This is a genomic window from Pseudomonas sp. GW821-FHT09E12, assembly GCF_059416085.1.
This window is the reverse complement of sequence record NZ_JBWKOM010000010.1, coordinates 223,131-244,882: the sequence shown is the minus strand read 5'-3', so window position 1 is coordinate 244,882 and position 21,752 is coordinate 223,131. Positions and strand designations below refer to the sequence as shown.

The following is a 21,752-nucleotide window of genomic DNA, read 5'->3' as shown; positions in this document are numbered from 1 at the left end:
TGTTTTTTAGGTTGTGTGCGAAAAGTCCGCCAGAAAGGCTATATGCCCTGTAGCCGCTGGCGCAGCCTGCGATCGAGCGCGCAGCGGTCGTAATGGGGCTGACGCGGTCCTGCAGAAGTATCGGGTATGCAGGTTGACGACCGCTGCGTGCTCGCGGGCTGGGGTGTCAGCGGTTTTCGCCCAGAGCCTTGTTCACCGCCAGCCAGCCATCCACTGCCGCCTCGCCGGCCTCGGCGAATACCCGTTGCAGCAGCTTGACCTGCTCGCGCCGCAGCGATTGCTCAAAGCGCGCGCCGTCTTCCGTCAGCTCCAGCAGGCGTTTGCGCTTGTCGCTCTGCGAGGCAACGCTGTTGACCAGGTGCATCTCCATCAATTGGCGCAGCGGGATATTCAGCGCCTGCTTGCTCACGCCCAGTGCCGTGAGCAGTTCTTTCACGCTCAGCCCCGGATAGCGGGCGATGAAAAACACGATGCGCTGGTGCACGCGACTCAGGCCGCGACGCTCGAGCATTTCGTCGGCCTTGGCGGTGAACGCCTGGTAACCAAAGAAGAAGGCTTCCATGGCGGCTTGTTGGGTGGTCTGGTTTTTAAGGTCAAGCATATTGACGTATCTGCGAAAGTCGGCGTAATTTCGGTCAAGCAGTTTGACGTATTTTCCTCCGCCTTTGCTACTGGTGACCTCATGGCCTTCTCCGAACGTGTTTCGCGTCTTAAAAGCTCACTGATCCGTGAAATCCTTGCCGCCGCGCAGCGTCCGGAAGTGATGTCGTTCGCCGGAGGCCTGCCCGCCGAGGCGATGCTGCCGAAGGTCGATTGGCAGGCGATGCCGGTGTCCATGGGCCAATACGGCATGAGTGAAGGCGAGCCACAGCTGCGCGAGGCCCTGGCGGCACAGGCCCGGGCGCTGGGCGTGCCGTGCGAGGCCAGCCAGGTGCTGGTGGTCAGCGGCTCCCAGCAGACCCTCGATCTGGCGGCCAAGCTGTACATCGACAAGGGCACCGAGATCATGCTGGAAGCGCCGACTTATCTCGCGGCACTGCAGATCTTCCAGCTGTTCGGCGCCGATTGCCTGACCGTGCCGCTTCAGGCCGATGGGCCGGATCTGGCGCAATTGCGCGCCTGCCTGGAGCAGCATCGTCCCGCGTTCATCTACCTGATCCCGACCTTCCAGAATCCTTCGGCGGTGCGCTACAGCGAGGCCAAGCGCGATGCCGTGGCGGCGCTGCTCGACGAGTTCGGAGTGACCCTGATCGAAGACGAGCCTTACCGCGAACTGACGTTCGATGGCGGCAACGCCACGCCTATTGTCGGGCGCCTGCGCAAGGCCAGCTGGATCTACACCGGCACGGTGTCGAAGACCCTGCTGCCAGGGTTGCGGGTCGGTTACCTGATCGCCAGCCCGGACCTGTTTCCCCATCTGCTGCGGTTGAAGCAATCGGCGGACCTGCACACCAACCGCGTCGGCCAATGGCAGGCGCTGCAATGGATAGGTACCGAGCAGTACCAGCAGCACCTGGGCGAATTGCGCGATTTCTACCGGGTGCGCCGCGATGGTTTTCAGGCCGCCCTGCAACGTCATTTCGGCGATCTGGCCGATTGGCAGGTGCCCCAGGGCGGGCTGTTTTTCTGGTTGACCTTGAAACAGCCGCTGGACACCCGCACTTTGCTGAAAGCGGCGCTGGAGCAGGACGTGGCATTCATGCCGGGCGAACCCTTCTTCTCCGAGCCGGACCGCAATCCAGGTCACCTGCGGTTGAATTTCAGTCATATCGATCCGGCGCGTCTGGACGAAGGTCTCAAGCGGCTGGCCACCGTGGTACGTCAAGCACAGGCTGCACAGGCAGCCTAAGGGGAGAGGGCCATGTACAAGGTTTATGGGGATTACCGGTCCGGCAACTGCTACAAGGTCAAGCTGATGCTCAATCTGCTCGGCCAGCCTTACGAGTGGCATGCCGTGGACATCTTGAACGGGGATACGCAGACCGAGGCGTTTCTGGCGAAGAACCCCAACGGCAAGATCCCGGTGCTGGAGCTGGAAGACGGCACCTGCCTGTGGGAGTCGAACGCGATTCTCAACTTTCTCGCCGACGGCAGCGAATTCCTGCCGAGCGAGCCGCGTTTACGCACGCAAGTGCTGCAATGGCAGTTTTTCGAGCAATACAGCCATGAGCCGTACATTGCCGTGGCACGTTTCATCCAGCTCTATCTGGGGTTGCCGCAAGAACGCCAGCACGAATACGAGAAGCTGCAAAAACGCGGTTACAAGGCCCTGGATGTGATGGAACACCAGTTGGCGCGAACGCCGTATCTGGTGGGCGAGCAGTACTCGATTGCCGATATCGCGCTCTATGCCTACACCCATGTCGCCCATGAAGGTGGCTTCGACCTGGCGCGCTACCCGGGCATCCAGGCGTGGATGCAGCGGGTGGAAAGCCACCCGCGGCATATCGGGATGCTCGACTGAGTCTCTGCGGGAAACAAAAAACCGACCCTTGGGTCGGTTTTTTTATGGTCTGGATCTTGTGGGGGCTGTTCTGGCGCGATGACGTCCTTCAGAACGCCACCAACCATTCAAGCTGTTGCAAAGCGCTTGTCCAGATAATCGATGATCACCTTGGACTCGTACATCCAGGTGGTCTGGCCGTTTTCTTCGATACGCAGGCACGGCACCTTGATCTTGCCGCCTTGCTCCAGCAGGGCCTGGCGATCCTGTTCGTTGTTTTTCGCGTCACGCAGGGCCACCGGAACGTTCAGGCGGTGCAGGGTGCGGCGGGTTTTCACGCAGAACGGGCAGGCGTGGAACTGGTACAGGGCCAGGCCCTTGGCGGCCTGTTCGACCTGGGCTTGAGCGGCAGCGGGGCGCTGCTGCTTGCGTGGGCGGGTGATGAAGTCGATGAAGATGATGAGCTGGCCCAGGCCGACTCGAAGCGCTTTGACGATCACGATATTGCCTCTTGCCCATGAAAGAAGGGGCGGCAGCTTACCTGATTTTTGCCAGGCGAAAAAAAACCGGCGATGAACGCCGGTTCTTTCGGGCAGCCGTTTACTTGATCAGGCTGAGAAACTCGCTGCGGGTTGCCGCGTTTTCGCGGAACTCGCCCAGCATCACCGAGGTGATCATCGACGAGTTCTGCTTCTCCACACCGCGCATCATCATGCACATGTGCTTGGCCTCGATCACCACCGCGACGCCCAGGGCGCCGGTCACTTGCTGGACCGCGTCGGCGATCTGGCGGCTGAGGTTTTCCTGGATCTGCAGGCGGCGCGCGTACATGTCGACGATGCGCGCGACTTTCGACAGGCCCAGCACCTTGCCACTCGGAATGTAGGCGACGTGAGCCTTGCCGATGAAAGGCAGCAGATGGTGCTCGCACAGCGAGTAGAGCTCGATGTCCTTGACCAGCACCATTTCACTGTTATCGGAGCTGAACAAGGCACCGTTGGTGACTTCTTCCAGCGTTTGTTCATAACCGCGGCAGAGGTACTGCATGGCTTTGGCGGCACGTTTTGGCGTGTCGAGCAGGCCCTCGCGGGAGACGTCTTCGCCCAATTGGCCAAGGATCGCCGTGTAATTCTGTTCCAGGGACATGAAACTACCTGTGGGATTTTACGCAAAGGGCAAGGGTACGGTGGCGGACCGGGCGCTGCAAGCGCGACGAAGCGGCTTTACTCGTCGCGGCCTTCCATCATGGTGCGTTTGAGCATCACGTAGACCGCCCCGGCACCGCCATGTTTGGCCTGGCACGAGGTGAAGCCGAGTACCTGGGGATGCTGGCGCAGCCAGGTGTTGACGTGGCTCTTGATCATCGGCCGCTTGCCGTCCAGGCGCACGGCCTTGCCGTGGGTGACGCGCACGCAGCGGATTTCGAACTTGGTGGCTTCGGCGAGGAATGCCCAGAGGGTTTCCCGGGCCTTTTCCACGTTCATGCCGTGCAGGTCGAGGCTGCCCTCGAAAGGGATCTGGCCGACCTTGAGCTTGCGCATCTGGCTTTCCTGAACCCCGTCGCGGGCCCACATCAGCTCGTCTTCCGGGCCGACATCGATCACGAACTGATCGGACAGCCCGTCGACGGTCGTGGTTTCGGTGCGCACGCTGGCTGCCTGGCGCAGCTTGGCGATCTGCGCCCGGTCAGCCTTGGGTTTGCCGGTTTCGGCGCGATCGTGCTTGATCGGCTTGACGCCTTGGATCGCGCTTTTGAACAGGGAAAAATCGTCGTCTTGCATGTCAGCCTCCGCGAAGACCGAGCAGTTTACCCAACTCGACGGGAGAGGGGCGGGACAAAACGTGTTGCCGTCGATTCAGTCATGCTTCTTCATCAGGTGGGGAGCCATGTTCAGGGTCTGCGGCTGGCGCATGCGCCGCCGGCAGCGACGCCACAGCCAGACGCCGACATACAGCAGTAACAGACCGACCGCTAGAATCACCGCGGAACCCGCCGGACTTGCATTCAATTCGCCCAGCGCCGGAGGGCGCCCCAACAGGCTGGCGGCCCCGGCCATCGCCAGCAGCACACCGAAGGTCGCCAGCAACGCGGAGAATCCCGCGCCCAGGCGCAAACGCCAGTTCCGCGGGCCTTTGGGCCGCAGACGACGTGCGTCAAAACCATCGGATATCTTCATTCCGACCTTCCTCAATGGGTATCGGCCCTTCGACCGAAAGATGACCGGGTGGTTCCTGAGGCTAAGGCAATTACGGCAAATGAGAGGCTTTTACGGATGAGCGGCCTTGCCCCTGAAGGCGCGCCGCTCATTGCAGGTCGATCAGATCAGATCTTTGGTGGCGGCGAGGGTGGCGAAGTTGTCCGCCATGATGGCCATTTCGGTCTGCTGCACGTGCTCGGCGCTGAGGATGCCGCCCTTGTAGGGCAGATCGCGAGTGGCGCAGGCGTCTTCCACCAAGGTGCAGCGAAAGCCCAGGTTCTTCGCCGCGCGCACGGTGGTGCTGACACTGGAATGGCTCATGAAACCGCAGACGATCAGGTCCAGGGAGCCCAGGTCCTGCAGGCGCTTTTCCAGTTCGGTGCCATGGAAGGCGCTCGGCAGCAGCTTGCCGATGATGGTCTCGTCGCCCAGGGGTTCGAGGCCGGGGATGAACTCACCGCGCTCGCCCTGGGGGTCGAACAGGCCGCCGACGGTGCCGAGGTGGCGCACATGCACAACCGGGCGGCTGGCGGAGCGGGCGGCAGCGACCAGTTGCTTGATGTTGGCGACCGCAGCGTCCATGCCGGACAGGGCCAGCGGACCGCTGAGGTACTCTTTCTGGGCGTCGATGATCACAAGGGTCGCGTGGCTCAAATTAGCCGCTGCATAACCACGACCGCTGAGTTGAAACATCGTCTTTGGAACGGACATTCTGGGGCTCCTGTGAGTGGGGCTTTTGCGACATTGTCCTCTGGCGGAGCGCTTCTGTGAATCGCTACTAACGTAAGGTGCGTGGTTGCTGGCCTACAGCCGTGTCAAGGGCTATGCAGAATCGGGTCGAATGCAGGGAAAAGCGCCCGAACGCCCCGCAGACTCAGATTTTTCATGCGTCGTCCTCAGACGTTTTGGCTGTTAGAATCGCCAGTCGTTTTTTCAGGAGTCTGTCCCGTGATCACTTCCCGCCTGCGCACCCTGCGCGACCATATCCGTTGGGCTGTCAGCCGCTTTCATGGGGAGGATCTGTTTTTCGGCCATGGGACCGACAACGCCTGGGACGAAGCCCGCCAATTGGTACTGGGTGCCTTGCACCTGCCGTGGGAAATCGCTGACAGCTATCTGGACTGCGCCCTGGAAGACGACGAACTGGTCAACCTGCAGCGTCTGCTCAAGCGGCGCATCGAAGAGCGCGTACCGACCGCCTATCTGCTGGGCGAGGCCTGGTTCTGCGGCCTGTCGTTCATTGTCGATGAGCGGGTGCTGATCCCGCGTTCGCCGATCGGCGAGCTGATCGAAAAACGTTTCGAGCCCTGGCTGGGCGCCGAGCCTACGCGCATTCTCGATCTGTGCACCGGTTCCGGCTGCATCGGCATTGCCTGCGCCTACGAGTTCCGCAAGGCCGAAGTGGTGCTGGCCGACCTGTCGTTCGAAGCCCTCGAGGTGGCGAACCAGAACATCGAGCGTCATGGCGTCGATGAGCGGGTGTTCACGGTGCAGGGCGACGGTTTCGACGGCTTGCCGGGCCAGCGCTTCGACCTGATCGTGTCGAACCCGCCGTATGTGGATGCCGAGGACTTCGCCGACATGCCCGAGGAATACCAGCATGAACCGGAGCTGGGCCTGGCCTGTGGCGACGATGGCTTGAACCTGGTGCGGCGCATGCTGGCCGAGGCGGCGGATCATTTGACCGAGAAGGGCCTGTTGATCGTCGAGGTCGGCAACAGCCAGGTTCATGTCGAAGCGCTGTACCCGGAAGTCGATTTCGCCTGGCTGGACTTCGCGCGCGGCGGTCATGGCGTATTCATGCTCACCGCCGAGCAGTGCCGACAGCACCAGGCACTGTTCAGCTCCCGGGTCTGATCGGCGTTTCTGTAGGAGCGAGCGGGCGGCGATCCGACTTGCCCGCGATCCAGGCACCGGGGTGTGCCTGGACGGACGCTATCGCGAGCAAGCTTCGCTCCTACAGTTGTCCGTAGAGGCGGCCAGGAGTCAGCGGTGGGTCGCGATCCAGATCAGCAACCCGGCCTGGAACACCGCAAACGCCACCAGGCAGGTGATGGTAAAGCGCAGCCCGGTGTCTTCGCGCTTGTACTTGGCGACCTTTTCTTCGTGCTTGCGCAGCTTCACTTCCTGTTCTTCGAGGTTCTGCTCGGCCTGCTGCAGCATTTGCGCGGCTTCGAGGATCTCGACGAATTGCAGCTTTTCGGTGTTCCAGTTGGGCAGCAGTTCACCGACCTGCACATGCTTGACGCTGCCCTTGAGATGCTGGGCATCGGCGTAAACCACATCGAAACCCTGGACCCGCAGGAAATGATCGCGCCGCAGGCGCGTGGCCTCGTTCAGCGCATCCTTGTTCGCCAGTTCGAAACCGTCCACGCGGTAGTGCGGCCATTTCTTCTGGGCCCAGCTTGCCCCCTGCGCCAGCAGAAAGCGGCCGATGCCACGGTTCGCCGGCTCGATCTGCAGGTTTTCCGGTTCGAAGCGCACCCGACGAGTCGCGTGGTCGACCCAGACATCCAGGTGATTCTGTTCCTTGCGCACCCGTTGGCCCGGCAGTTGGAGGGTCATGCGCAACAGGCTGTGTTCCTTGTTGCTGCGCTCGGCATAACCGAACTCGATAAAGCGCAAGGGTCGTCCGCCCGTGGCGCGATCGGTTTGCAGGGGGGCCAGGCGAAGCATCCGGTGATGCTCGGCATGGACGTCCGCCCACGGCAACGCCACGGCTTCGGGAGCGGGGGTTTCAACCTCGGTTTCGGGAGGGTTCTGGGTATCGGTCATAACGGCGAGATCCTGTCCAAGCGCTACTTGCCGACGGCAAGTGAACGGCCGGCAAAGGCTTATCGGCCGTTTTTTTCAGGACTGGAGGGGAAAACGCGTCAACGGGCGTGAAGTCCGTCAATAAAGCTGATGATGCGGGTGCCGAGTTCCGAGGCCAGGGGCAGCTGCGGATCCTTGTAGGAGGCCAGTTGCCGCTTGACGTCGTTGGGCACGATACGCAGGACATGGTTCATGCCTTCGATCAGCGCCAATTGGGCGTCCGGCTTGGCGGCCTTGAGCATCTGCGCATCGCCGACACCGACCTGGATGTCATTACTGCCCTGGACGATCAGCGCCGGCATCTTCAGGCGGGCGAACGCGGCGGCCGGGTCTTGCCTGAACAGGGTGATCAGGTACGGCTGCACGCTGGGGCGGAAGATCACTTCCAACTGCGGCGGCACGTCAGTGTCGACCCGGCCAGCCTTGAGACTGTCGAGCAGTTCGTTGCTGCGCAGCATCAGCGGCGCCGGCAGGCGATAGCTCAGTTGCTGGCGCAGCACCTGGTCCACTGGGCGGGCGGTGCCGGAGATGGAAATCACCGCCGCTGCATCGACCTGGGGCGCCGCCAGGGTGGCGATCAGCGCGCCTTCGCTGTGGCCGAGCATGATCAACGGGCCCAGGCGCGGGTCGCTCTTGAGCTTCTTGCCCCAGGCCACGGCGTCGGCGACATAGGCGTCGAGGGTCAGGTTGCGCTCGTCCGGGGTGGCGGCGAGGCTGGCGGCCACCCCGCGCTTGTCGTAGCGCACGCTGGCGATGTTGTGCTTGGCCAGCACCCAGGCCAGGCGCTTGAGGCTGTCGTTGCGCCCACCGTCGGGATTGTTGCCGTTGCGGTCGGTGGGGCCGGAGCCGGAGACGATCAGGACCACCGGCACCGGGGCATCGGACTTGGGCAGCAGCAGCGAGCCGTATAACTCGCCAGTGCCGGTGTCGAGGCTGATGGGACGTTGCAGTACGGCCGCCTGGACCAGGCCGGTGAACAGGGTAAGGCTCAAGAGAAGAACTCGCAGCATCATCACGCCATCATGGAGAAGGTGCCGGTTGGACTTCCGGACACGGATAAGGTTCGAGGATGAACTAGTTGGGGAGCCTGCGTATACTTCCCGGCTCAGTAATCCAGATTGAGTTATTTCGGCTGATTTCATGGAGCGTCCTGCATGTCCGGCAATACCTACGGCAAGCTGTTCACTGTCACCACCGCAGGCGAAAGCCATGGTCCGGCGTTGGTCGCCATTGTCGACGGCTGCCCACCGGGTCTTGAGCTGTCGCTGGACGATCTGCAGCGCGACCTGGACCGGCGCAAGCCCGGCACCAGCCGCCACACGACCCAGCGCCAGGAAGCCGATGAAGTCGAAATCCTCTCCGGCGTGTTCGAGGGCAAGACCACCGGCTGCTCCATCGGCCTGCTGATCCGCAACACCGACCAGAAGTCCAAGGACTACTCGGCGATCAAGGATCTGTTCCGTCCGGCCCACGCCGATTACACCTACCACCACAAATACGGCATCCGCGACTACCGCGGCGGCGGTCGCAGCTCGGCGCGGGAAACCGCCATGCGCGTGGCGGCCGGGGCCATCGCCAAGAAGTACCTGGCCAGCCAGGGCATCGTGGTGCGTGGCTACATGAGCCAGCTGGGCCCGATCGAAATCCCGTTCAAGACTTGGGACTCGGTGGAAGACAACGCCTTCTTCAGCCCCGACCCGGACAAGGTGCCGGAGCTGGAAGCCTACATGGACCAGCTGCGTCGCGATCAGGATTCGGTGGGCGCCAAGATCACCGTGGTCGCCGAGGGCGTGATGCCGGGCCTGGGCGAGCCGATCTTCGACCGCCTGGACGCCGAGCTGGCCCATGCGCTGATGAGCATCAACGCGGTCAAGGGCGTGGAAATCGGCGCCGGTTTCGCCAGCGTCGCCCAGCGTGGCACCGAGCATCGCGACGAGCTGACCCCGCAAGGTTTCCTCAGCAACAACGCGGGCGGCATCCTGGGCGGGATTTCCTCCGGCCAGCCGATCGTCGCGCACCTGGCGCTCAAGCCGACCTCCAGCATCACCACCCCGGGCCGCTCGATCGACATCGATGGCAACCCGGTGGACGTCATCACCAAGGGCCGTCACGACCCGTGCGTGGGCATCCGCGCCACGCCGATCGCCGAAGCCATGATGGCCATCGTGCTGATGGATCACCTGCTGCGTCATCGTGGCCAGAATGCCGACGTGCGCGTCAGCACGCCGGTGCTGGGCCAGTTGTAATGGCGTCTCTGCCAGTCGCCACGGTCTGACGGCCGTGGCGGCGCTCCCGTACTGGCGGCTCTCCAGTTTCTACCTGTTCTATTTCGCCTTGCTGGGTTCGACCGCGCCGTTTCTGGCGCTGTATTTCGATCACCTGGGGTTTTCCAGCGCGCGTATTGGCGAGCTGGTGGCGATTCCCATGCTGATGCGCTGCGTGGCGCCGAACCTCTGGGGCTGGCTGGGCGACTACACCGGCCGGCGCCTGGCCATCGTGCGTTTTGGCGCGATCTGCACGCTGCTGAGTTTTTCGCTGATTTTCGTCAGCAAGAGCTACGCCTGGCTGGCGATGGTCATGGCCCTGCATGCGTTCTTCTGGCACGCGGTATTGCCGCAATTCGAAGTGATCACCCTGGCGCACCTGCAAGGCCAGACCGCTCGCTACAGCCAGATCCGCCTGTGGGGCTCGATCGGTTTCATCCTCACGGTGGTGGCGCTGGGGCGGCTGTTCGAGTGGTTGAGCCTGGACATCTACCCGGCGGCGCTGGTGCTGATCATGGCCGGCATCGTGCTCAGCAGCGCCTGGGTGCCCAATGCCCAGCCAGCGGCCCAGGGCAGCCGCTTGGCCGCCGGGGGCTTTCTTGGCCAGCTGCGCAGCCCCGGCGTCCTGGCCTTCTATGCCTGCGTGGCGCTGATGCAAATGAGCCACGGTCCTTACTACACCTTCCTGACCCTGCACCTGGAACACCTGGGCTACAGCCGCGGCTTGATCGGCCTGTTGTGGGCGCTGGGGGTGGTCGCCGAAGTCTTGATGTTCCTGGCAATGAGCTGGATTCTCTCGCGGTTTTCGGTACGCCGGGTGCTGCTGGCGAGTTTCCTGCTGGCAGCCCTGCGCTGGTTGCTGCTGGGCGCCTTTGCCGAGCATCTGTGGGTGCTGTTGTTTGCCCAGGTGCTGCATGCCGCGACCTTCGGCAGCTTTCATGCCGCGGCCATTCATTTCGTGCAACGCAGCTTCGGCGACCGTCAGCAAGGCCAGGGCCAGGCCCTGTACGCGGCCCTGGCCGGCACCGGCGGCGCATTGGGCGCGTTGTATTCCGGCTACAGCTGGAACGCCCTGGGTGCGACATTGACCTTTAGTATTGCAAGCCTCGCAGCGCTGGCGGCAGCCGTTATCATTGCCACACGTATGCAAGAGGAGAGGCCATGAGCCTTACCCGCGAACAGCTGGCACAGGACATCATCGAGGTCGGACGCTTTCTGTATGCCCGCGGCTGGTCCCCGGCCACCAGCAGCAACTATTCCACGCGCCTGTCGCCGAGCGCGCTATTGCTCACGGTTTCGGGCAAGCACAAAGGCCAGTTGGGCCTGGATGACGTGCTGGCCACCGACTTGTCGGGCAACAGCCTGGAACCGGGCAAAAAGCCGTCGGCCGAAACCCTGTTGCACACCCAGCTGTACAGCTGGAACCCGCAGATCGGCGCCGTGTTGCATACCCACTCGGTGAATGCCACGGTGCTGTCACGCCTGACCGCCGAGGACTTCATCGAGTTCGAGGGTTACGAGCTGCAAAAGGCTTTTACCGGCATTGCCAGCCACGAGTCGCGGGTGCGCGTGCCGATTTTCGACAACGATCAGGACATCGCCCGGCTGGTGACCAAGATCCAGCCCTGGCTCGACGCCCATGCCGATTGCGTCGGCTACCTGATTCGCGGTCATGGCCTCTACACCTGGGGCGCGCGCATGAGTGACGCGCAGCGCCAGATCGAGGCCTTCGAGTTTCTGTTCGAGTGCGAGTTGCAGACTCGCGCCCTGTTAAACCGTTAAGGCTTGCTTCGACTGAAGTAGCCAGCGCCTGATGATATGCACTGCCTGACCGGCCTGGAAAAAGCCGGAAGGCACTGCCGATAACGAGGAATTGCCAAGATGAGCAGCCTGTCCGTTTACCACGTATCCAGCCCGGACCTGCCGAACAAGGTGCTGACCCATTTCGACGATATCGCCGCGACCCTGGCCGAGCAGGGCGTGCGTTTCGATCGCTGGCAAGCCGCCACCAGGATCCAGCCGGGCGCCAGCCAGGAGGAAGTGATAGGCGCCTACCAGGAACAGATCGACCGCCTGATGACCGAGCGCGGCTACATCACCGTCGATGTGATCAGCCTCAATGGCGATCACCCGCAGAAGGCCGAGCTGCGCGCCAAGTTCCTCGACGAGCACCGGCATGCCGAGGACGAGGTGCGCTTTTTCGTCGCCGGCCGCGGTCTGTTCAGCCTGCATATTGGCGACTATGTGTATGCCGTGCTCTGCGAGAAGAACGACCTGATTTCGGTGCCGGCCGGTACCGCGCACTGGTTCGACATGGGCGAGAACCCATACCTGGTGGCGATCCGCATGTTCAACAACCCGCAAGGCTGGGTCGCCAACTTCACCGGTTCCGATATCGCCAGCCAGTTCCCGCTTCTGGAGGATTGAGCGGATGCCGATCAAGGCCATTCTCACCGACATCGAAGGCACCACCAGCGCGGTGAGTTTTGTCTTCGAGGTGCTGTTCCCCTACGCGGTGCGGCAGCTGCCGGACTTCGTGCGCAAGCACGCCAGCCGGGCCGACGTTGCCGAGCAGTTGCAGGCGGTGCGCGAGGCCAGCGGCGAGCCGGTGGCGGACGTCGAGCGGGTGATCGGGATTCTGCTGGGCTGGATCGCGGAAGATCGCAAGTCCACGCCACTCAAGGCGCTGCAAGGCATGGTCTGGGAGCAGGGGTACCGGGCCGGACAGCTCAAGGGCCATGTCTACCCGGATGCGGTGGCGGCGTTGCAGCGCTGGCACCAGGCCGGCTATCGGTTGTATGTCTATTCGTCGGGCTCGATCCAGGCGCAGAAGCTGATTTTCGGTTGCTCAACTGCCGGGGACCTGTCGCCGCTGTTCAGCGGTTTCTTCGACACCACCTCGGGGCCGAAACGGGAAGTGCAGTCTTACCAGCGCATTACCCAGGCCATCGGCTGTGCGCCCGGGCAGATTCTCTTTTTGTCCGATATTGTCCAGGAGCTGGATGCGGCCCGGTCCGCCGGCCTGGCCACCTGCGGCCTGGTGCGCGAAGGCGGGGTATTGGCGGGGCATGCGAATGTAGCGAGCTTCGCCGATATCGATCCGCAGGGTTTCTGAAAAGCAATCAGGCCGTGTCAGCGCAAGGCTGGCACGGCCTGATTGGGGGTATCTGTTATCCAACTGCCGGTGATCATCGCGAATCCGCGGCGGTGCGGATTTAAAGCGAGTGATACGACGGCAGGGCAAAACGGTTCTGGCTTTGCAGCAGGGAAATCTGTGGCAATTCGCTGGCCTGTTCGGCCAGGTCGCGACGCAACGCGCTGATCACCCACGACAACTGATCGCCCGCATGCAACTGCGCATAAGAGATCGAGCGCTTGAGCTGTTTACCTTCGCTGTTACGCAGCGTCAACAGGATGCCGCCATCGGGCCGTGGCTGAGTGGTCACTTCGTAGTTGGAGAACAGGGAAGCGAATTTTTCTTGGATCAGGCTCATGTCTATCAGCTCCATTGGTTCTTGAATGGCAAACCTGGAGTGATAGGTGCAGCGATTGTGCCAGCCTCAATTTTTTATAAAAATCGTTATAAATCATATTGTTATAAAAATTCGCCGTTTGCGTGTCCGTGCAATTTGCATGAATGGCCATCGTGCATCCTGCATTTTGCGAGATCGCGGGCCTGGGCAAGGGCAGTGGCGTAACGCTGTGACTGCCGGTTCACGCAAAAGATTCAGCCGGCAAGCCCGGCCCTCAAGCGCGAGGCACCTGGCGGCGCGGAGGAGATACAAAACTTTGCAAAAACTCCATGTACAGGCCAGGAAGCGCTGACGTATTTTTTTGCCAGCGACAGGCTTGGCGCAGACTCTTTGCACAAGCCCAAGCCCTGGTGTTCCGGGGCTGTACAGGTCAATCAGACGTTTCACCGACATGGACAGTCATGCGCCGTGATCCCCTTGGATCATGGGCGCCTGATAATAAGAAAATAGGACGTCATCCATGAACGCCATGCTCTGCGTTACTGCCAATAGCACGCCCCCTGTTTCTCCTGTTTGCCGTCGCGGCCCGCCCTCGGGCCCCAGCTGAATAGCCCCATCGACCCTTGTCCGCCTGCCCGGCCTGGTCCCGTGCAGGATCCTTTTGCGTCGAACAGGAGCCGTCATGAGCACTCATCAGCACGACATGATCACCTGGGGCATGATGCTACGGAAGTTGCCCTCCATCGCCCGGGCGTTGCCGCGGGTCATCAAGGGCATGCAGATAGCCAACGTCAAGCGCGCCGATCAGCCCTGCGGGCTGGGCTGGACCTTCGAGCAGGCCACCCAACGCAACCCCGACGGTCCGGCGCTGCTGTACGGCGACCGGGTGTTGAGTTATGCACAGGCCAACCAGTGGGCCAACCGGATCGCCCATTACCTGGCGAGCCAGGGCATCGGCAAGGGCAACGTGGTGGCGATCTTCGTCGAGAACCGTCCCGAGTTGCTGGTGAGCGTGCTGGCGGTGGCCAAGCTCGGCGGCATCTGCGCCATGCTCAATACCGCGCAGACCGGCAGTGTGTTGGTGCACAGCGTGAACCTGGTGAAGCCGGTAGCGATGATCGTCGGCGGCGAACTGCTGGATGCCTATTCGGCGATTCGCGATCAGGTCGCCATCGACGAGGCGCGCACCTGGTTCGTCGCCGATCCGGATGTGGCGCCCGGGCCAACGCCTGCCGGTTGCATCGACCTGATGACCGCCAGTGCCGCCAGCGAATCGTCCAACCCACCAAGTACCGCGCGGATCTACCTCGACGATCCGTGCTTCTATATCTACACCTCCGGCACCACCGGGCTGCCCAAGGCCGGTATTTTCAAGCACGGTCGCTGGATGCGCAGCGCGGCCAGCTTCGGCATGATCGCCCTCGACATGCAGCCGGCCGATATCCTGTACTGCACCTTGCCGCTGTATCACGCCACCGGGTTGTGCGTGTGCTGGGGCTCGGCCATCAGCGGCGCTTCGGGCTTCGCCATTCGCCGCAAGTTCAGCGCCAGCCGTTTCTGGGAAGACGTCCGCCGGTTCAAGGCCACCACCATTGGTTATGTGGGCGAGCTGTGCCGTTACCTGGTTGACCAGCCTGCCTGCGAGCACGACCGTGACAACAGCGTGGTGAAGATGGTCGGCAACGGCCTGCGCCCCGGCGTGTGGGGGCCGTTCAAGCAGCGTTTCGGCATCGAGCATATCTGTGAGCTGTATGCCGCCAGCGACGGCAATATCGGCTTTACCAACGTGCTCAACTTCGACAATACCGTGGGTTTTTCCCTGGCGCCCTGGGCGCTGGTGGAGTATGCCCACGACACCTGCGCGCCGATCCGCAACGGTTCCGGCTTCATGCAGAAGGTCGCCAAGGGCGGGCAAGGCCTGCTGCTGGCGAAGATCGACGACAAGGCACCGCTGGACGGCTATACCGAGCCGGAAAAGAACCTGAAGGTGATCCTCACCGACGTGTTCGAGAAGGGCGACCGTTACTTCAATACCGGCGACCTGCTGCGCGATATCGGTTTTGGCCATGCGCAGTTCATCGATCGCCTGGGCGATACCTATCGCTGGAAGGGCGAAAACGTCTCCACCACCGAGGTGGAGAACATCCTCCTGCAACATCCGCAGGTCGCCGAGGCGGTGGCCTATGGTGTGGAGGTGCACAACACCAACGGCCGTGCCGGGATGGCGGCGATCACCCCGGCCGAATCCCTGGCGACCCTGGATTTCACCGAGCTGTTGCAGTTCGCCCGCGAGCATCTGCCGGGCTACGCGGTGCCGCTGTTCCTGCGGGTCAAGGTGAAGATGGAGACCACCGGCACCTTCAAGTACCAGAAGACCCGGCTCAAGGAAGAAGCCTTCGACCCGTCGAAAACCGGCGGCGACCCGGTGTACGCCTGGTTGCCGGGTTCGGCGACCTATGTCCGGGTGACGGAGGCGGTCCTGGCGGATATTTGTGCCGGTCGGCACCGTTATTGATTCTGGCTATGGCCGCTCTTGAGAAAAAAGGGATGACAGGGCGGGAGCCGCTTGGGGAAACTAGCGGCTTTCCGATTGGCCGAAAGTGGAGTTCCCGATGTCAGACAAAAGCCGCCAGATGACCGCAGAAGAAGCCGCCGAGTTCACCGAGCAGGTCTTCAACGTCGCACGTCAAGGCGACGCCCAGATGCTCGACAAGCTGGCGAGCAGCGGTCTGCCGGTCAACCTGCGCAATCACAAGGGCGACACCCTGCTGATGCTGGCCAGCTACTACGGGCATGTGGACGCGGTACAGGTGCTGCTCAAGCACAAGGCCGACCCCGAGATCCGTAACGACAACGGCCAGAGCCCGATCGCCGGCGCAGCCTTCAAGGGTGACCTGGCGGTGGTCAAGGCGTTGGTGGAGGGCGGTGCCGAGGTGGAAGGCTCGTCCTTCGACGGGCGTACCGCGCTGATGATGGCGGCGATGTTCAACCGCACGGAAATCGTCGACTACCTCATCGGCAAGGGCGCCAACCCACGAGCCACCGACGCCAACGGCGTGAGCGCACTGGACGCGGCGAAGACCATGGGCGCCGTCGACACCACCGCGCAATTGCAGAAGTTGCTGGGCTGAGCTGAACGGCGCATACCGTCGGGCCTGGGCCATGCCTGGGGCGCGGCGGTAGGTTCGCGGGCCGGGTTTAGGCTATCCTGCGCGCCCGCCATTGACCCGTAACAGGATTCGCCCATGAAAAACGTCCTCGCCGAACTCATCACTAAAATCAGCTCCGGCTGCATGGGCGAAGAAGAAATCCTGCGGATCGCCGACGAGGCCGCCCAGGCCTACGCCGATCCCCAGGCTTTCCTGGCCGCCAATCCGGACATCAACTACGACGACAGCTTCCCGATCCCGCTGGGCGAATGGGTGGTGGTCGGCAGCCTGCCGGACACCGTGCTGTTCCAGGCCGACACCTACATGGACCTGTTCGCGCAGATCGTCGCGTCTTTCGGCCCGGGCGTGGCGTTCAATATCAAGCCCAAGCAACTGGCCAAGACCGAGGCCCTGACCGCGCTCAACCGCATCCAGATCCAGATGGGCAGCATGAACCCGGAAAACGGCGGTTACGTGCTGATGAACTTCAGCCAGTTGCTGGACGACGAGCTGCAAGTGGTGCTGGTCTACGGCAACGACGTGCCGCGGGTGCTGCAGCTGTGCGCCGAAGCCGGTATTGCCGCCGCGCCGTCCCTGGAAGCGCTCAAGGTCGCGGTTCACGTCTGAGCTGCGGGCCACAGGCCAACCGCGCAGGCAATAAAAAGGAACCCCGCTGCCAGCCGACTATCCTAAGTGGGCAAGCCCTCATTTAGGAGCGACACCATGGGTTCCACTTTCAATACGCTGGTTGGACTGATCATCCTCGCGCTGGACATCTGGGCGATCATCAATGTGCTTAAAAGCAGTGCCGAAACCGGGATGAAAATCCTCTGGGTGTTGCTGATCATCCTGTTGCCGGTGCTGGGCCTGATCATCTGGGCGATTGCCGGGCCGCGCGGCAACGTACGGCTCTGAAGGCTGGCGTGGGGTTCAAAAGGGGCCGCCAGGCCCTTTTTTATGTGACCAAATATGCGCTGCACGAAATTTTCACAAAGTCTCCATGACAATTCGCCAGCGCTGTTTTTCCGCTGCTCCCGTGCGATCTCCGATTGCGATCCCTGGCTCTGGGCCATTGCCGGCCAGGGGAGGGCGCCTGCCAGTAATCAATGGCAATGCCGCTGCTGATCGTGCAACATTTGCGCACCGCGCCATCCCCCCCAGCCTTGAATGGCTACAAGAGGGCAAAGCGCAGCTGCATTCTTTTCGCAACTTCAACTTCCATTGGGTCCTAAAACGATATGGCAAACCCGGACGTCCTGAGTCAGCAGCGAGCCTCGAGTCGCCTGCTGCAACCGACCGTCAAATCGCATCTGGCTTATACGCTGCTCTGCGCGCTGGCCATGATGGTCATGCTGTCTTTGCTGCGCGTGGCGCTGCTGGTCTACAACCGCGAGATGATCCTCGACACACCGGCCTCGACCTTCCTTGAAGCCTTCGCCAACGGCCTGCGCTTCGATGTGCGCCTGGTGGTCTACCTCAGCATCCCGCTGCTGCTGGCGCTGTTCAGTGCCCGGGCCATGGCGGCTCGCGGTTTCTTCCGCTTCTGGCTGACCATCGTTTCGAGCATCGCGCTGTTCCTCGGCCTGATGGAGATGGATTTCTACCGCGAGTTCCACCAGCGCCTCAACGGCCTGGTCTTCCAGTATGTGAAGGAAGACCCGAAAACCGTGATGAGCATGCTCTGGTACGGCTTCCCGGTGGTGCGCTACCTGCTGGCCTGGGCGATCGGCACCTGGCTGCTGAGCCTGGCGTTCAAGGGCGCCGACCGCGCGACCCGGCCGCGTGGCCCGTTCAGTGGTGGCAGCATCGGCACCCGGCAGGTCGCCCCGTGGTACGCCCGTATCGGCGTATTCGTGGTCTGCCTGCTGGTCTGCGTGGTCGCCGCCCGCGGCACCCTGCGCCAGGGCCCGCCACTGCGCTGGGGTGACGTCTACACCACCGAATCGAACTTCGCCAACCAGCTGGGCCTCAACGGCACGCTGTCGCTGGTCGAGGCGGCCAAGAGCCGGATGGGCGAGGACCGCAGCAATATCTGGAAAGCCACCCTGCCGCAGCCCGAGGCGCAGCAAGTGGTGCGCGACCTGCTGGTGATGCCGGACGACAAGCTGGTGGACGCCGATATCGCCGCCGTGCGCCGCGACTACACGCCACCGGCCGCCAAGACCCTGCCGATCAAGAACGTGGTCGTGATCCTGATGGAAAGCATGGCCGGTCACTCGGTGGGTGCCCTGGGCGCTCCAGGCAATATCACCCCGTACCTGGACCAACTGTCCAAGGAAGGCCTGCTGTTCGACCGCTTCTTCTCCAACGGCACCCATACCCACCAGGGCATGTTCGCCACCATGGCCTGCTTCCCCAACCTGCCGGGTTTCGAATACCTGATGCAGACCCCGGAAGGCAGCCACAAGCTGTCCGGCCTGCCGCAGGTGTTGAGCGCCCGCAAGTATGACGACGTGTATGTCTACAACGGCGATTTCGCCTGGGACAACCAGTCGGGCTTCTTCAGCAACCAGGGCATGACCAACTTCGTCGGTCGCAACGACTTCGTCGATCCGGTGTTCTCCGATCCGACCTGGGGTGTATCCGACCAGGACATGTTCAACCGTGGCCTGGAAGAATTGAAGGCGCGGGAAAACGGCAAGCCGTTCTATGCCCTGCTGCAGACCCTGTCCAACCACACCCCGTACGCCTTGCCGACGCCATTGCCGGTGGAGAAGGTGACCGACCGTGGCAGCCTGAACGAACACCTGACCGCCATGCGCTATTCCGACTGGGCCCTTGGCCAGTTCTTCGAGAAGGCGCGCAAGGAGCCGTACTTCAAGGAGACGCTGTTCGTGATCGTGGGTGACCATGGTTTCGGTAACGAGCGCCAGATCACCGAAATGGACCTGGGCCGCTTCAACGTGCCGATGCTGATGATCGCTCCGGGCATCCAGGAAAAATTCGGCCAGCGCAACCACACTGTGGGCACCCAGGTCGATATCGTGCCGACCATCATGGGCCGCCTCGGTGGCGAAGTGCGTCACCAGTGCTGGGGCCGCGACCTGCTCAACCTGCCGGAAGGCGACACCGGCTTTGGCGTGATCAAGCCGTCGGGCAGCGAGCAGACCACGGCTATCGTCACCGCCGACCAGATCCTGGTACTGCCGCGCGAGAAGGAAATGGCGCCGAAGATCTACCAGTACGAACTGGGCGCCAATCCGCATGCCGAAGTGGTGCCGGACGCACCGCGTACCGCCGAGTTGAAGCACAAGCTGGAAGCTTTCCTGCAAACCGCTACCAAGAGCCTGTTGGATAACACCGCAGGCGTGGTGCACGGCACGCCGGACTGATTCATTGCGCTAATGAAAAAGAGGCCCTCGGGCCTCTTTTTTTTGACGGTTATTAAAGTGCCGGACATGAACTGGCGAAAGCTATATCCGGCCCAGTAACAGGAGAACCAGCAATACCACCAGCACCACACCGATGATGCCGGACGGGCCATAACCCCAGCTTCTGGAGTGCGGGAACACTGGAAGACCACCGATCAGCAGAAGAATCAGAATAATGATCAGGATTGTGCCCATGTCGTTTTCCTTATTGGAGGATCGAAGGCGCGGCTGGACTCGAAGGCAATTAATCCGTACCGCTTAATCATTCGGACTCTGTGCCTTGAAGGATGATTCCAAGTTTTTTTAATGCTTTTTGCACGCAGGCCTATTTCTTTTCGTACCTGCTGCCGGTGGCCATCGAGTTGAACGTGCAACACCGCGGGAAGTTGCACCGAGGCCCCGGTTTGCCTGGGGCATTCAGCAATCTGATGGTGCGTGGGCGGCACAAAATCCTTCGCTACACTCGCCTCATCTTCCCCGGAACAACAAGGCAACTCCTATGCAAAATCGCATGATGATCACTGGCGCCGGATCCGGCCTGGGTCGCGAAATCGCTCTGCGTTGGGCGCGCGAAGGCTGGCAGTTGGCGTTGTCGGATGTCAGCGAACCCGGCCTGCAGGAAACCCTCAGGCTGGTACGCGAAGCCGGCGGCGATGGCTTCGTGCAACGTTGCGACGTGCGTGACTACAGCCAGTTGACCGCCTTCGCCCAGGCCTGCGAGGTCAAGCTCGGCGGCATCGATGTGATCGTCAATAACGCCGGTGTGGCCTCCGGCGGCTTCTTCAGCGAATTGTCCCTGGAGGACTGGGACTGGCAGATCGCGATCAACCTGATGGGCGTGGTCAAGGGCTGCAAGGCGTTCCTGCCGCTGCTGGAAAAGAGCAAGGGCCGGATCATCAATATCGCCTCGATGGCGGCCTTGATGCAGGGCCCTGCGATGAGTAACTACAACGTGGCCAAGGCCGGCGTGGTGGCCCTGTCCGAAAGCCTGTTGATCGAACTGGCCCAGCAGGAAATCGGCGTGCACGTGGTATGCCCGTCGTTCTTCCAGACCAACCTGCTGGATTCGTTCCGTGGCCCGACCCCGGCGATGAAGGCCCAGGTCGGCAAGCTGCTGGAAAGTTCGCCGATCAGCGCGGCGGACATCGCCGACTACATCTACACCCGGGTCGCCGCCGGCGAATTCATGATCCTGCCCCACGAACAGGGGCGCATGGCCTGGGCTCTGAAGCAGAAGAACCCGCAGTTGCTGTACGACGAAATGACCCTCATGGCCGATAAAATGCGCGCCAAGGCCAAGCAAAACGCCAGCTGAGCTTGCTCCTGCCCCGGCGCGTCGTTAGGGTTGCCAGCATCTGGCATCCCTGACGAGACCTTGCATGCTCAATTACCTGTGGTTCTTCCTCGCCGCGTTGTTCGAGATCGCCGGCTGCTACGCCTTCTGGATGTGGCTGCGCCAGGGCAAAAGCGCCTGGTGGATGGTCCCGGCGCTGGCGAGCCTGATGCTCTTCGCCCTGTTGCTGACCAAGATCGAAGCGAGCTACGCCGGCCGCGCCTATGCGGCGTACGGCGGGATCTACATCATCGCCTCGATCGGCTGGCTGGGTATGGTGGAGCGGGTGCGGCCGCTGAGTTCGGACTGGCTGGGGGTGGCGCTGTGCGTGATCGGCGCGAGCATCATTCTGTTCGGGCCGCGCTTTACCAACGGTTAGGAACTTGCCGGGTTGCGGGCGCCGCGATGGCGCCCGGTCCCGGGCGGGAATCAGTCGAACAATTCCTTGGGCACGTCGTGCTTGAGCATCAACTGGCACTGCTCGCTGTCCGGGTCGAAGACGATCACCGCCTGGCCCTTGGTCAGCGCCTGGCGCACGCGCAGGACGCGGGTTTCCAGCGGGGTGTCGTCGCCATTGTCGGTGCCGTCGCGGGTGACGAAGTCTTCGATCAGGCGGGTCAGGGTGTCGACTTCTAGTTGGTCATGGGGAATCAGCATACGGGCCTCCGGCAAACAATCCCGGATCCTACTGCGCCGGGCCCCGCGCG

At 62.3% G+C, this 21,752-nt stretch carries 26 protein-coding genes; 15 read left to right on the top strand and 11 right to left on the bottom strand.

Annotated features, from left to right (window positions below; genetic code table 11):
- Positions 1-166: 166 nt before the first annotated feature.
- Entirely contained in the window at positions 167-601 is a 435-nt protein-coding gene (locus tag AC07PQ_RS26665) for a MarR family transcriptional regulator (protein ID WP_007932281.1), read from the bottom strand.
- A gap of 81 nt (positions 602-682) precedes the next feature.
- Between AC07PQ_RS26665 and AC07PQ_RS26660 the strand changes: the two genes are divergently transcribed.
- On the top strand, positions 683-1,849 hold the full coding sequence (locus AC07PQ_RS26660; protein ID WP_493186385.1) for an aminotransferase-like domain-containing protein: 1,167 nt from the start codon (positions 683-685) through the stop codon (positions 1,847-1,849).
- Between the two features lie 12 nt (positions 1,850-1,861).
- Positions 1,862-2,464, top strand: coding sequence for a glutathione S-transferase family protein (locus tag AC07PQ_RS26655; protein WP_007932276.1), 603 nt, complete (start codon positions 1,862-1,864; stop codon positions 2,462-2,464).
- 107 nt (positions 2,465-2,571) lie between these two features.
- Here the strand turns inward: AC07PQ_RS26655 and AC07PQ_RS26650 are convergent, their stop codons facing one another.
- From AC07PQ_RS26650 to AC07PQ_RS26630, 5 genes are all read right to left on the bottom strand, one after another.
- Entirely contained in the window at positions 2,572-2,943 is a 372-nt protein-coding gene (locus AC07PQ_RS26650; RefSeq protein WP_493186386.1) for a glutathione S-transferase N-terminal domain-containing protein, read from the bottom strand.
- 100 nt (positions 2,944-3,043) lie between these two features.
- Positions 3,044-3,589 (bottom strand): GTP cyclohydrolase I FolE, encoded by a 546-nt coding sequence (gene folE, locus AC07PQ_RS26645; RefSeq protein ID WP_003204506.1) that lies wholly within the window; start codon positions 3,587-3,589, stop codon positions 3,044-3,046.
- Positions 3,590-3,666: 77 nt separating this feature from the next.
- Positions 3,667-4,224, bottom strand: coding sequence for a Smr/MutS family protein (locus AC07PQ_RS26640; RefSeq protein WP_007932272.1), 558 nt, complete (start codon positions 4,222-4,224; stop codon positions 3,667-3,669).
- 75 nt (positions 4,225-4,299) lie between these two features.
- Positions 4,300-4,620 (bottom strand): hypothetical protein, encoded by a 321-nt coding sequence (locus AC07PQ_RS26635; protein WP_007932271.1) that lies wholly within the window; start codon positions 4,618-4,620, stop codon positions 4,300-4,302.
- 141 nt (positions 4,621-4,761) lie between these two features.
- On the bottom strand, positions 4,762-5,352 hold the full coding sequence (locus tag AC07PQ_RS26630; protein WP_493186387.1) for a cysteine hydrolase family protein: 591 nt from the start codon (positions 5,350-5,352) through the stop codon (positions 4,762-4,764).
- 237 nt (positions 5,353-5,589) lie between these two features.
- On the opposite strand from AC07PQ_RS26630, the gene prmB reads away from it, so the two are divergent.
- Positions 5,590-6,498 carry a 50S ribosomal protein L3 N(5)-glutamine methyltransferase gene (gene prmB / locus AC07PQ_RS26625; RefSeq protein ID WP_007932269.1) on the top strand — a complete coding sequence of 303 codons (909 nt, stop codon included), beginning with the start codon at positions 5,590-5,592 and terminating at the stop codon, positions 6,496-6,498.
- Positions 6,499-6,627: 129 nt separating this feature from the next.
- Here prmB and AC07PQ_RS26620 read toward each other — a convergent pair whose 3' ends face one another.
- Both AC07PQ_RS26620 and AC07PQ_RS26615 read right to left on the bottom strand, forming a co-directional pair.
- Positions 6,628-7,416 (bottom strand): hypothetical protein, encoded by a 789-nt coding sequence (locus AC07PQ_RS26620; RefSeq protein WP_493186388.1) that lies wholly within the window; start codon positions 7,414-7,416, stop codon positions 6,628-6,630.
- A gap of 98 nt (positions 7,417-7,514) precedes the next feature.
- Positions 7,515-8,468 (bottom strand): alpha/beta hydrolase, encoded by a 954-nt coding sequence (locus tag AC07PQ_RS26615; protein WP_092417416.1) that lies wholly within the window; start codon positions 8,466-8,468, stop codon positions 7,515-7,517.
- 141 nt (positions 8,469-8,609) lie between these two features.
- Between AC07PQ_RS26615 and aroC the strand changes: the two genes are divergently transcribed.
- The 5 genes from aroC to mtnC all read left to right on the top strand — a co-directional run bounded on the left by aroC (position 8,610) and on the right by mtnC (position 12,834).
- Complete coding sequence (aroC, locus tag AC07PQ_RS26610; protein ID WP_007932265.1) at positions 8,610-9,701, top strand: chorismate synthase; 1,092 nt, start codon at positions 8,610-8,612, stop codon at positions 9,699-9,701.
- 34 nt (positions 9,702-9,735) lie between these two features.
- Positions 9,736-10,884 carry an MFS transporter gene (locus AC07PQ_RS26605; protein WP_009045043.1) on the top strand — a complete coding sequence of 383 codons (1,149 nt, stop codon included), beginning with the start codon at positions 9,736-9,738 and terminating at the stop codon, positions 10,882-10,884.
- Positions 10,881-11,501 carry a methylthioribulose 1-phosphate dehydratase gene (locus tag AC07PQ_RS26600; protein WP_493186389.1) on the top strand — a complete coding sequence of 207 codons (621 nt, stop codon included), beginning with the start codon at positions 10,881-10,883 and terminating at the stop codon, positions 11,499-11,501. The genes AC07PQ_RS26605 and AC07PQ_RS26600 overlap by 4 nt, the downstream gene beginning before the upstream one ends.
- A 99-nt stretch (positions 11,502-11,600) precedes the next feature.
- Positions 11,601-12,146, top strand: coding sequence for a 1,2-dihydroxy-3-keto-5-methylthiopentene dioxygenase (locus AC07PQ_RS26595; protein ID WP_007932260.1), 546 nt, complete (start codon positions 11,601-11,603; stop codon positions 12,144-12,146).
- Between the two features lie 4 nt (positions 12,147-12,150).
- Positions 12,151-12,834: an acireductone synthase gene (gene mtnC / locus AC07PQ_RS26590; protein WP_493186390.1), complete on the top strand. Its 684-nt coding sequence runs from the start codon at positions 12,151-12,153 to the stop codon at positions 12,832-12,834.
- Positions 12,835-12,934: 100 nt separating this feature from the next.
- On the opposite strand, the gene AC07PQ_RS26585 is transcribed toward mtnC, so the two are convergent.
- Positions 12,935-13,213: a DUF3509 domain-containing protein gene (locus AC07PQ_RS26585; RefSeq protein ID WP_009045039.1), complete on the bottom strand. Its 279-nt coding sequence runs from the start codon at positions 13,211-13,213 to the stop codon at positions 12,935-12,937.
- Between the two features lie 661 nt (positions 13,214-13,874).
- On the opposite strand from AC07PQ_RS26585, the gene AC07PQ_RS26580 reads away from it, so the two are divergent.
- The 5 genes from AC07PQ_RS26580 to AC07PQ_RS26560 all read left to right on the top strand — a co-directional run bounded on the left by AC07PQ_RS26580 (position 13,875) and on the right by AC07PQ_RS26560 (position 19,673).
- Positions 13,875-15,707, top strand: coding sequence for a long-chain-acyl-CoA synthetase (locus tag AC07PQ_RS26580; protein WP_493186391.1), 1,833 nt, complete (start codon positions 13,875-13,877; stop codon positions 15,705-15,707).
- 97 nt (positions 15,708-15,804) lie between these two features.
- A complete protein-coding gene (locus AC07PQ_RS26575; RefSeq protein ID WP_009045037.1) occupies positions 15,805-16,323 on the top strand; it encodes an ankyrin repeat domain-containing protein in 519 nt (172 codons plus the stop codon).
- Positions 16,324-16,437: 114 nt separating this feature from the next.
- Positions 16,438-16,968, top strand: a complete 531-nt coding sequence (locus AC07PQ_RS26570) for a hypothetical protein (RefSeq protein WP_007932253.1) — start codon at positions 16,438-16,440, stop codon at positions 16,966-16,968.
- A 96-nt stretch (positions 16,969-17,064) separates the two neighbouring features.
- Complete coding sequence (locus AC07PQ_RS26565) at positions 17,065-17,256, top strand: PLDc N-terminal domain-containing protein (protein ID WP_007932252.1); 192 nt, start codon at positions 17,065-17,067, stop codon at positions 17,254-17,256.
- Positions 17,257-17,579: 323 nt separating this feature from the next.
- The gene (locus AC07PQ_RS26560) at positions 17,580-19,673 is read left to right on the top strand and encodes an LTA synthase family protein (protein WP_493186392.1); all 2,094 of its coding nucleotides are present in this window, start codon (positions 17,580-17,582) and stop codon (positions 19,671-19,673) included.
- A gap of 81 nt (positions 19,674-19,754) precedes the next feature.
- Here AC07PQ_RS26560 and AC07PQ_RS26555 read toward each other — a convergent pair whose 3' ends face one another.
- Complete coding sequence (locus AC07PQ_RS26555; RefSeq protein ID WP_003226960.1) at positions 19,755-19,907, bottom strand: DUF3309 family protein; 153 nt, start codon at positions 19,905-19,907, stop codon at positions 19,755-19,757.
- Positions 19,908-20,211: 304 nt separating this feature from the next.
- On the opposite strand from AC07PQ_RS26555, the gene AC07PQ_RS26550 reads away from it, so the two are divergent.
- A complete protein-coding gene (locus AC07PQ_RS26550) occupies positions 20,212-21,027 on the top strand; it encodes an SDR family oxidoreductase (RefSeq protein ID WP_007932248.1) in 816 nt (271 codons plus the stop codon).
- 64 nt (positions 21,028-21,091) lie between these two features.
- Positions 21,092-21,424, top strand: a complete 333-nt coding sequence (locus AC07PQ_RS26545) for a YnfA family protein (RefSeq protein ID WP_007932246.1) — start codon at positions 21,092-21,094, stop codon at positions 21,422-21,424.
- 50 nt (positions 21,425-21,474) lie between these two features.
- On the opposite strand, the gene AC07PQ_RS26540 is transcribed toward AC07PQ_RS26545, so the two are convergent.
- Entirely contained in the window at positions 21,475-21,702 is a 228-nt protein-coding gene (locus AC07PQ_RS26540) for a YheU family protein (protein ID WP_007932245.1), read from the bottom strand.
- Between the last annotated feature and the right edge of the window lie 50 nt (positions 21,703-21,752).

Coding starts and splice junctions, on each gene's coding strand:
- AC07PQ_RS26665 (WP_007932281.1), bottom strand. CDS start 601: ATGCTTGACCTTAAAAACCAGACCACCCAACAAGCCGCCATGGAAGCC.
- AC07PQ_RS26660 (WP_493186385.1), top strand. CDS start 683: ATGGCCTTCTCCGAACGTGTTTCGCGTCTTAAAAGCTCACTGATCCGT.
- AC07PQ_RS26655 (WP_007932276.1), top strand. CDS start 1,862: ATGTACAAGGTTTATGGGGATTACCGGTCCGGCAACTGCTACAAGGTC.
- folE (WP_003204506.1), bottom strand. CDS start 3,589: ATGTCCCTGGAACAGAATTACACGGCGATCCTTGGCCAATTGGGCGAA.
- AC07PQ_RS26640 (WP_007932272.1), bottom strand. CDS start 4,224: ATGCAAGACGACGATTTTTCCCTGTTCAAAAGCGCGATCCAAGGCGTC.
- AC07PQ_RS26635 (WP_007932271.1), bottom strand. CDS start 4,620: ATGAAGATATCCGATGGTTTTGACGCACGTCGTCTGCGGCCCAAAGGC.
- AC07PQ_RS26630 (WP_493186387.1), bottom strand. CDS start 5,352: ATGTCCGTTCCAAAGACGATGTTTCAACTCAGCGGTCGTGGTTATGCA.
- AC07PQ_RS26620 (WP_493186388.1), bottom strand. CDS start 7,416: ATGACCGATACCCAGAACCCTCCCGAAACCGAGGTTGAAACCCCCGCT.
- AC07PQ_RS26615 (WP_092417416.1), bottom strand. CDS start 8,468: ATGATGCTGCGAGTTCTTCTCTTGAGCCTTACCCTGTTCACCGGCCTG.
- aroC (WP_007932265.1), top strand. CDS start 8,610: ATGTCCGGCAATACCTACGGCAAGCTGTTCACTGTCACCACCGCAGGC.
- AC07PQ_RS26600 (WP_493186389.1), top strand. CDS start 10,881: ATGAGCCTTACCCGCGAACAGCTGGCACAGGACATCATCGAGGTCGGA.
- AC07PQ_RS26595 (WP_007932260.1), top strand. CDS start 11,601: ATGAGCAGCCTGTCCGTTTACCACGTATCCAGCCCGGACCTGCCGAAC.
- mtnC (WP_493186390.1), top strand. CDS start 12,151: ATGCCGATCAAGGCCATTCTCACCGACATCGAAGGCACCACCAGCGCG.
- AC07PQ_RS26585 (WP_009045039.1), bottom strand. CDS start 13,213: ATGAGCCTGATCCAAGAAAAATTCGCTTCCCTGTTCTCCAACTACGAA.
- AC07PQ_RS26580 (WP_493186391.1), top strand. CDS start 13,875: ATGAGCACTCATCAGCACGACATGATCACCTGGGGCATGATGCTACGG.
- AC07PQ_RS26575 (WP_009045037.1), top strand. CDS start 15,805: ATGTCAGACAAAAGCCGCCAGATGACCGCAGAAGAAGCCGCCGAGTTC.
- AC07PQ_RS26570 (WP_007932253.1), top strand. CDS start 16,438: ATGAAAAACGTCCTCGCCGAACTCATCACTAAAATCAGCTCCGGCTGC.
- AC07PQ_RS26565 (WP_007932252.1), top strand. CDS start 17,065: ATGGGTTCCACTTTCAATACGCTGGTTGGACTGATCATCCTCGCGCTG.
- AC07PQ_RS26560 (WP_493186392.1), top strand. CDS start 17,580: ATGGCAAACCCGGACGTCCTGAGTCAGCAGCGAGCCTCGAGTCGCCTG.
- AC07PQ_RS26555 (WP_003226960.1), bottom strand. CDS start 19,907: ATGGGCACAATCCTGATCATTATTCTGATTCTTCTGCTGATCGGTGGT.
- AC07PQ_RS26550 (WP_007932248.1), top strand. CDS start 20,212: ATGCAAAATCGCATGATGATCACTGGCGCCGGATCCGGCCTGGGTCGC.
- AC07PQ_RS26545 (WP_007932246.1), top strand. CDS start 21,092: ATGCTCAATTACCTGTGGTTCTTCCTCGCCGCGTTGTTCGAGATCGCC.
- AC07PQ_RS26540 (WP_007932245.1), bottom strand. CDS start 21,702: ATGCTGATTCCCCATGACCAACTAGAAGTCGACACCCTGACCCGCCTG.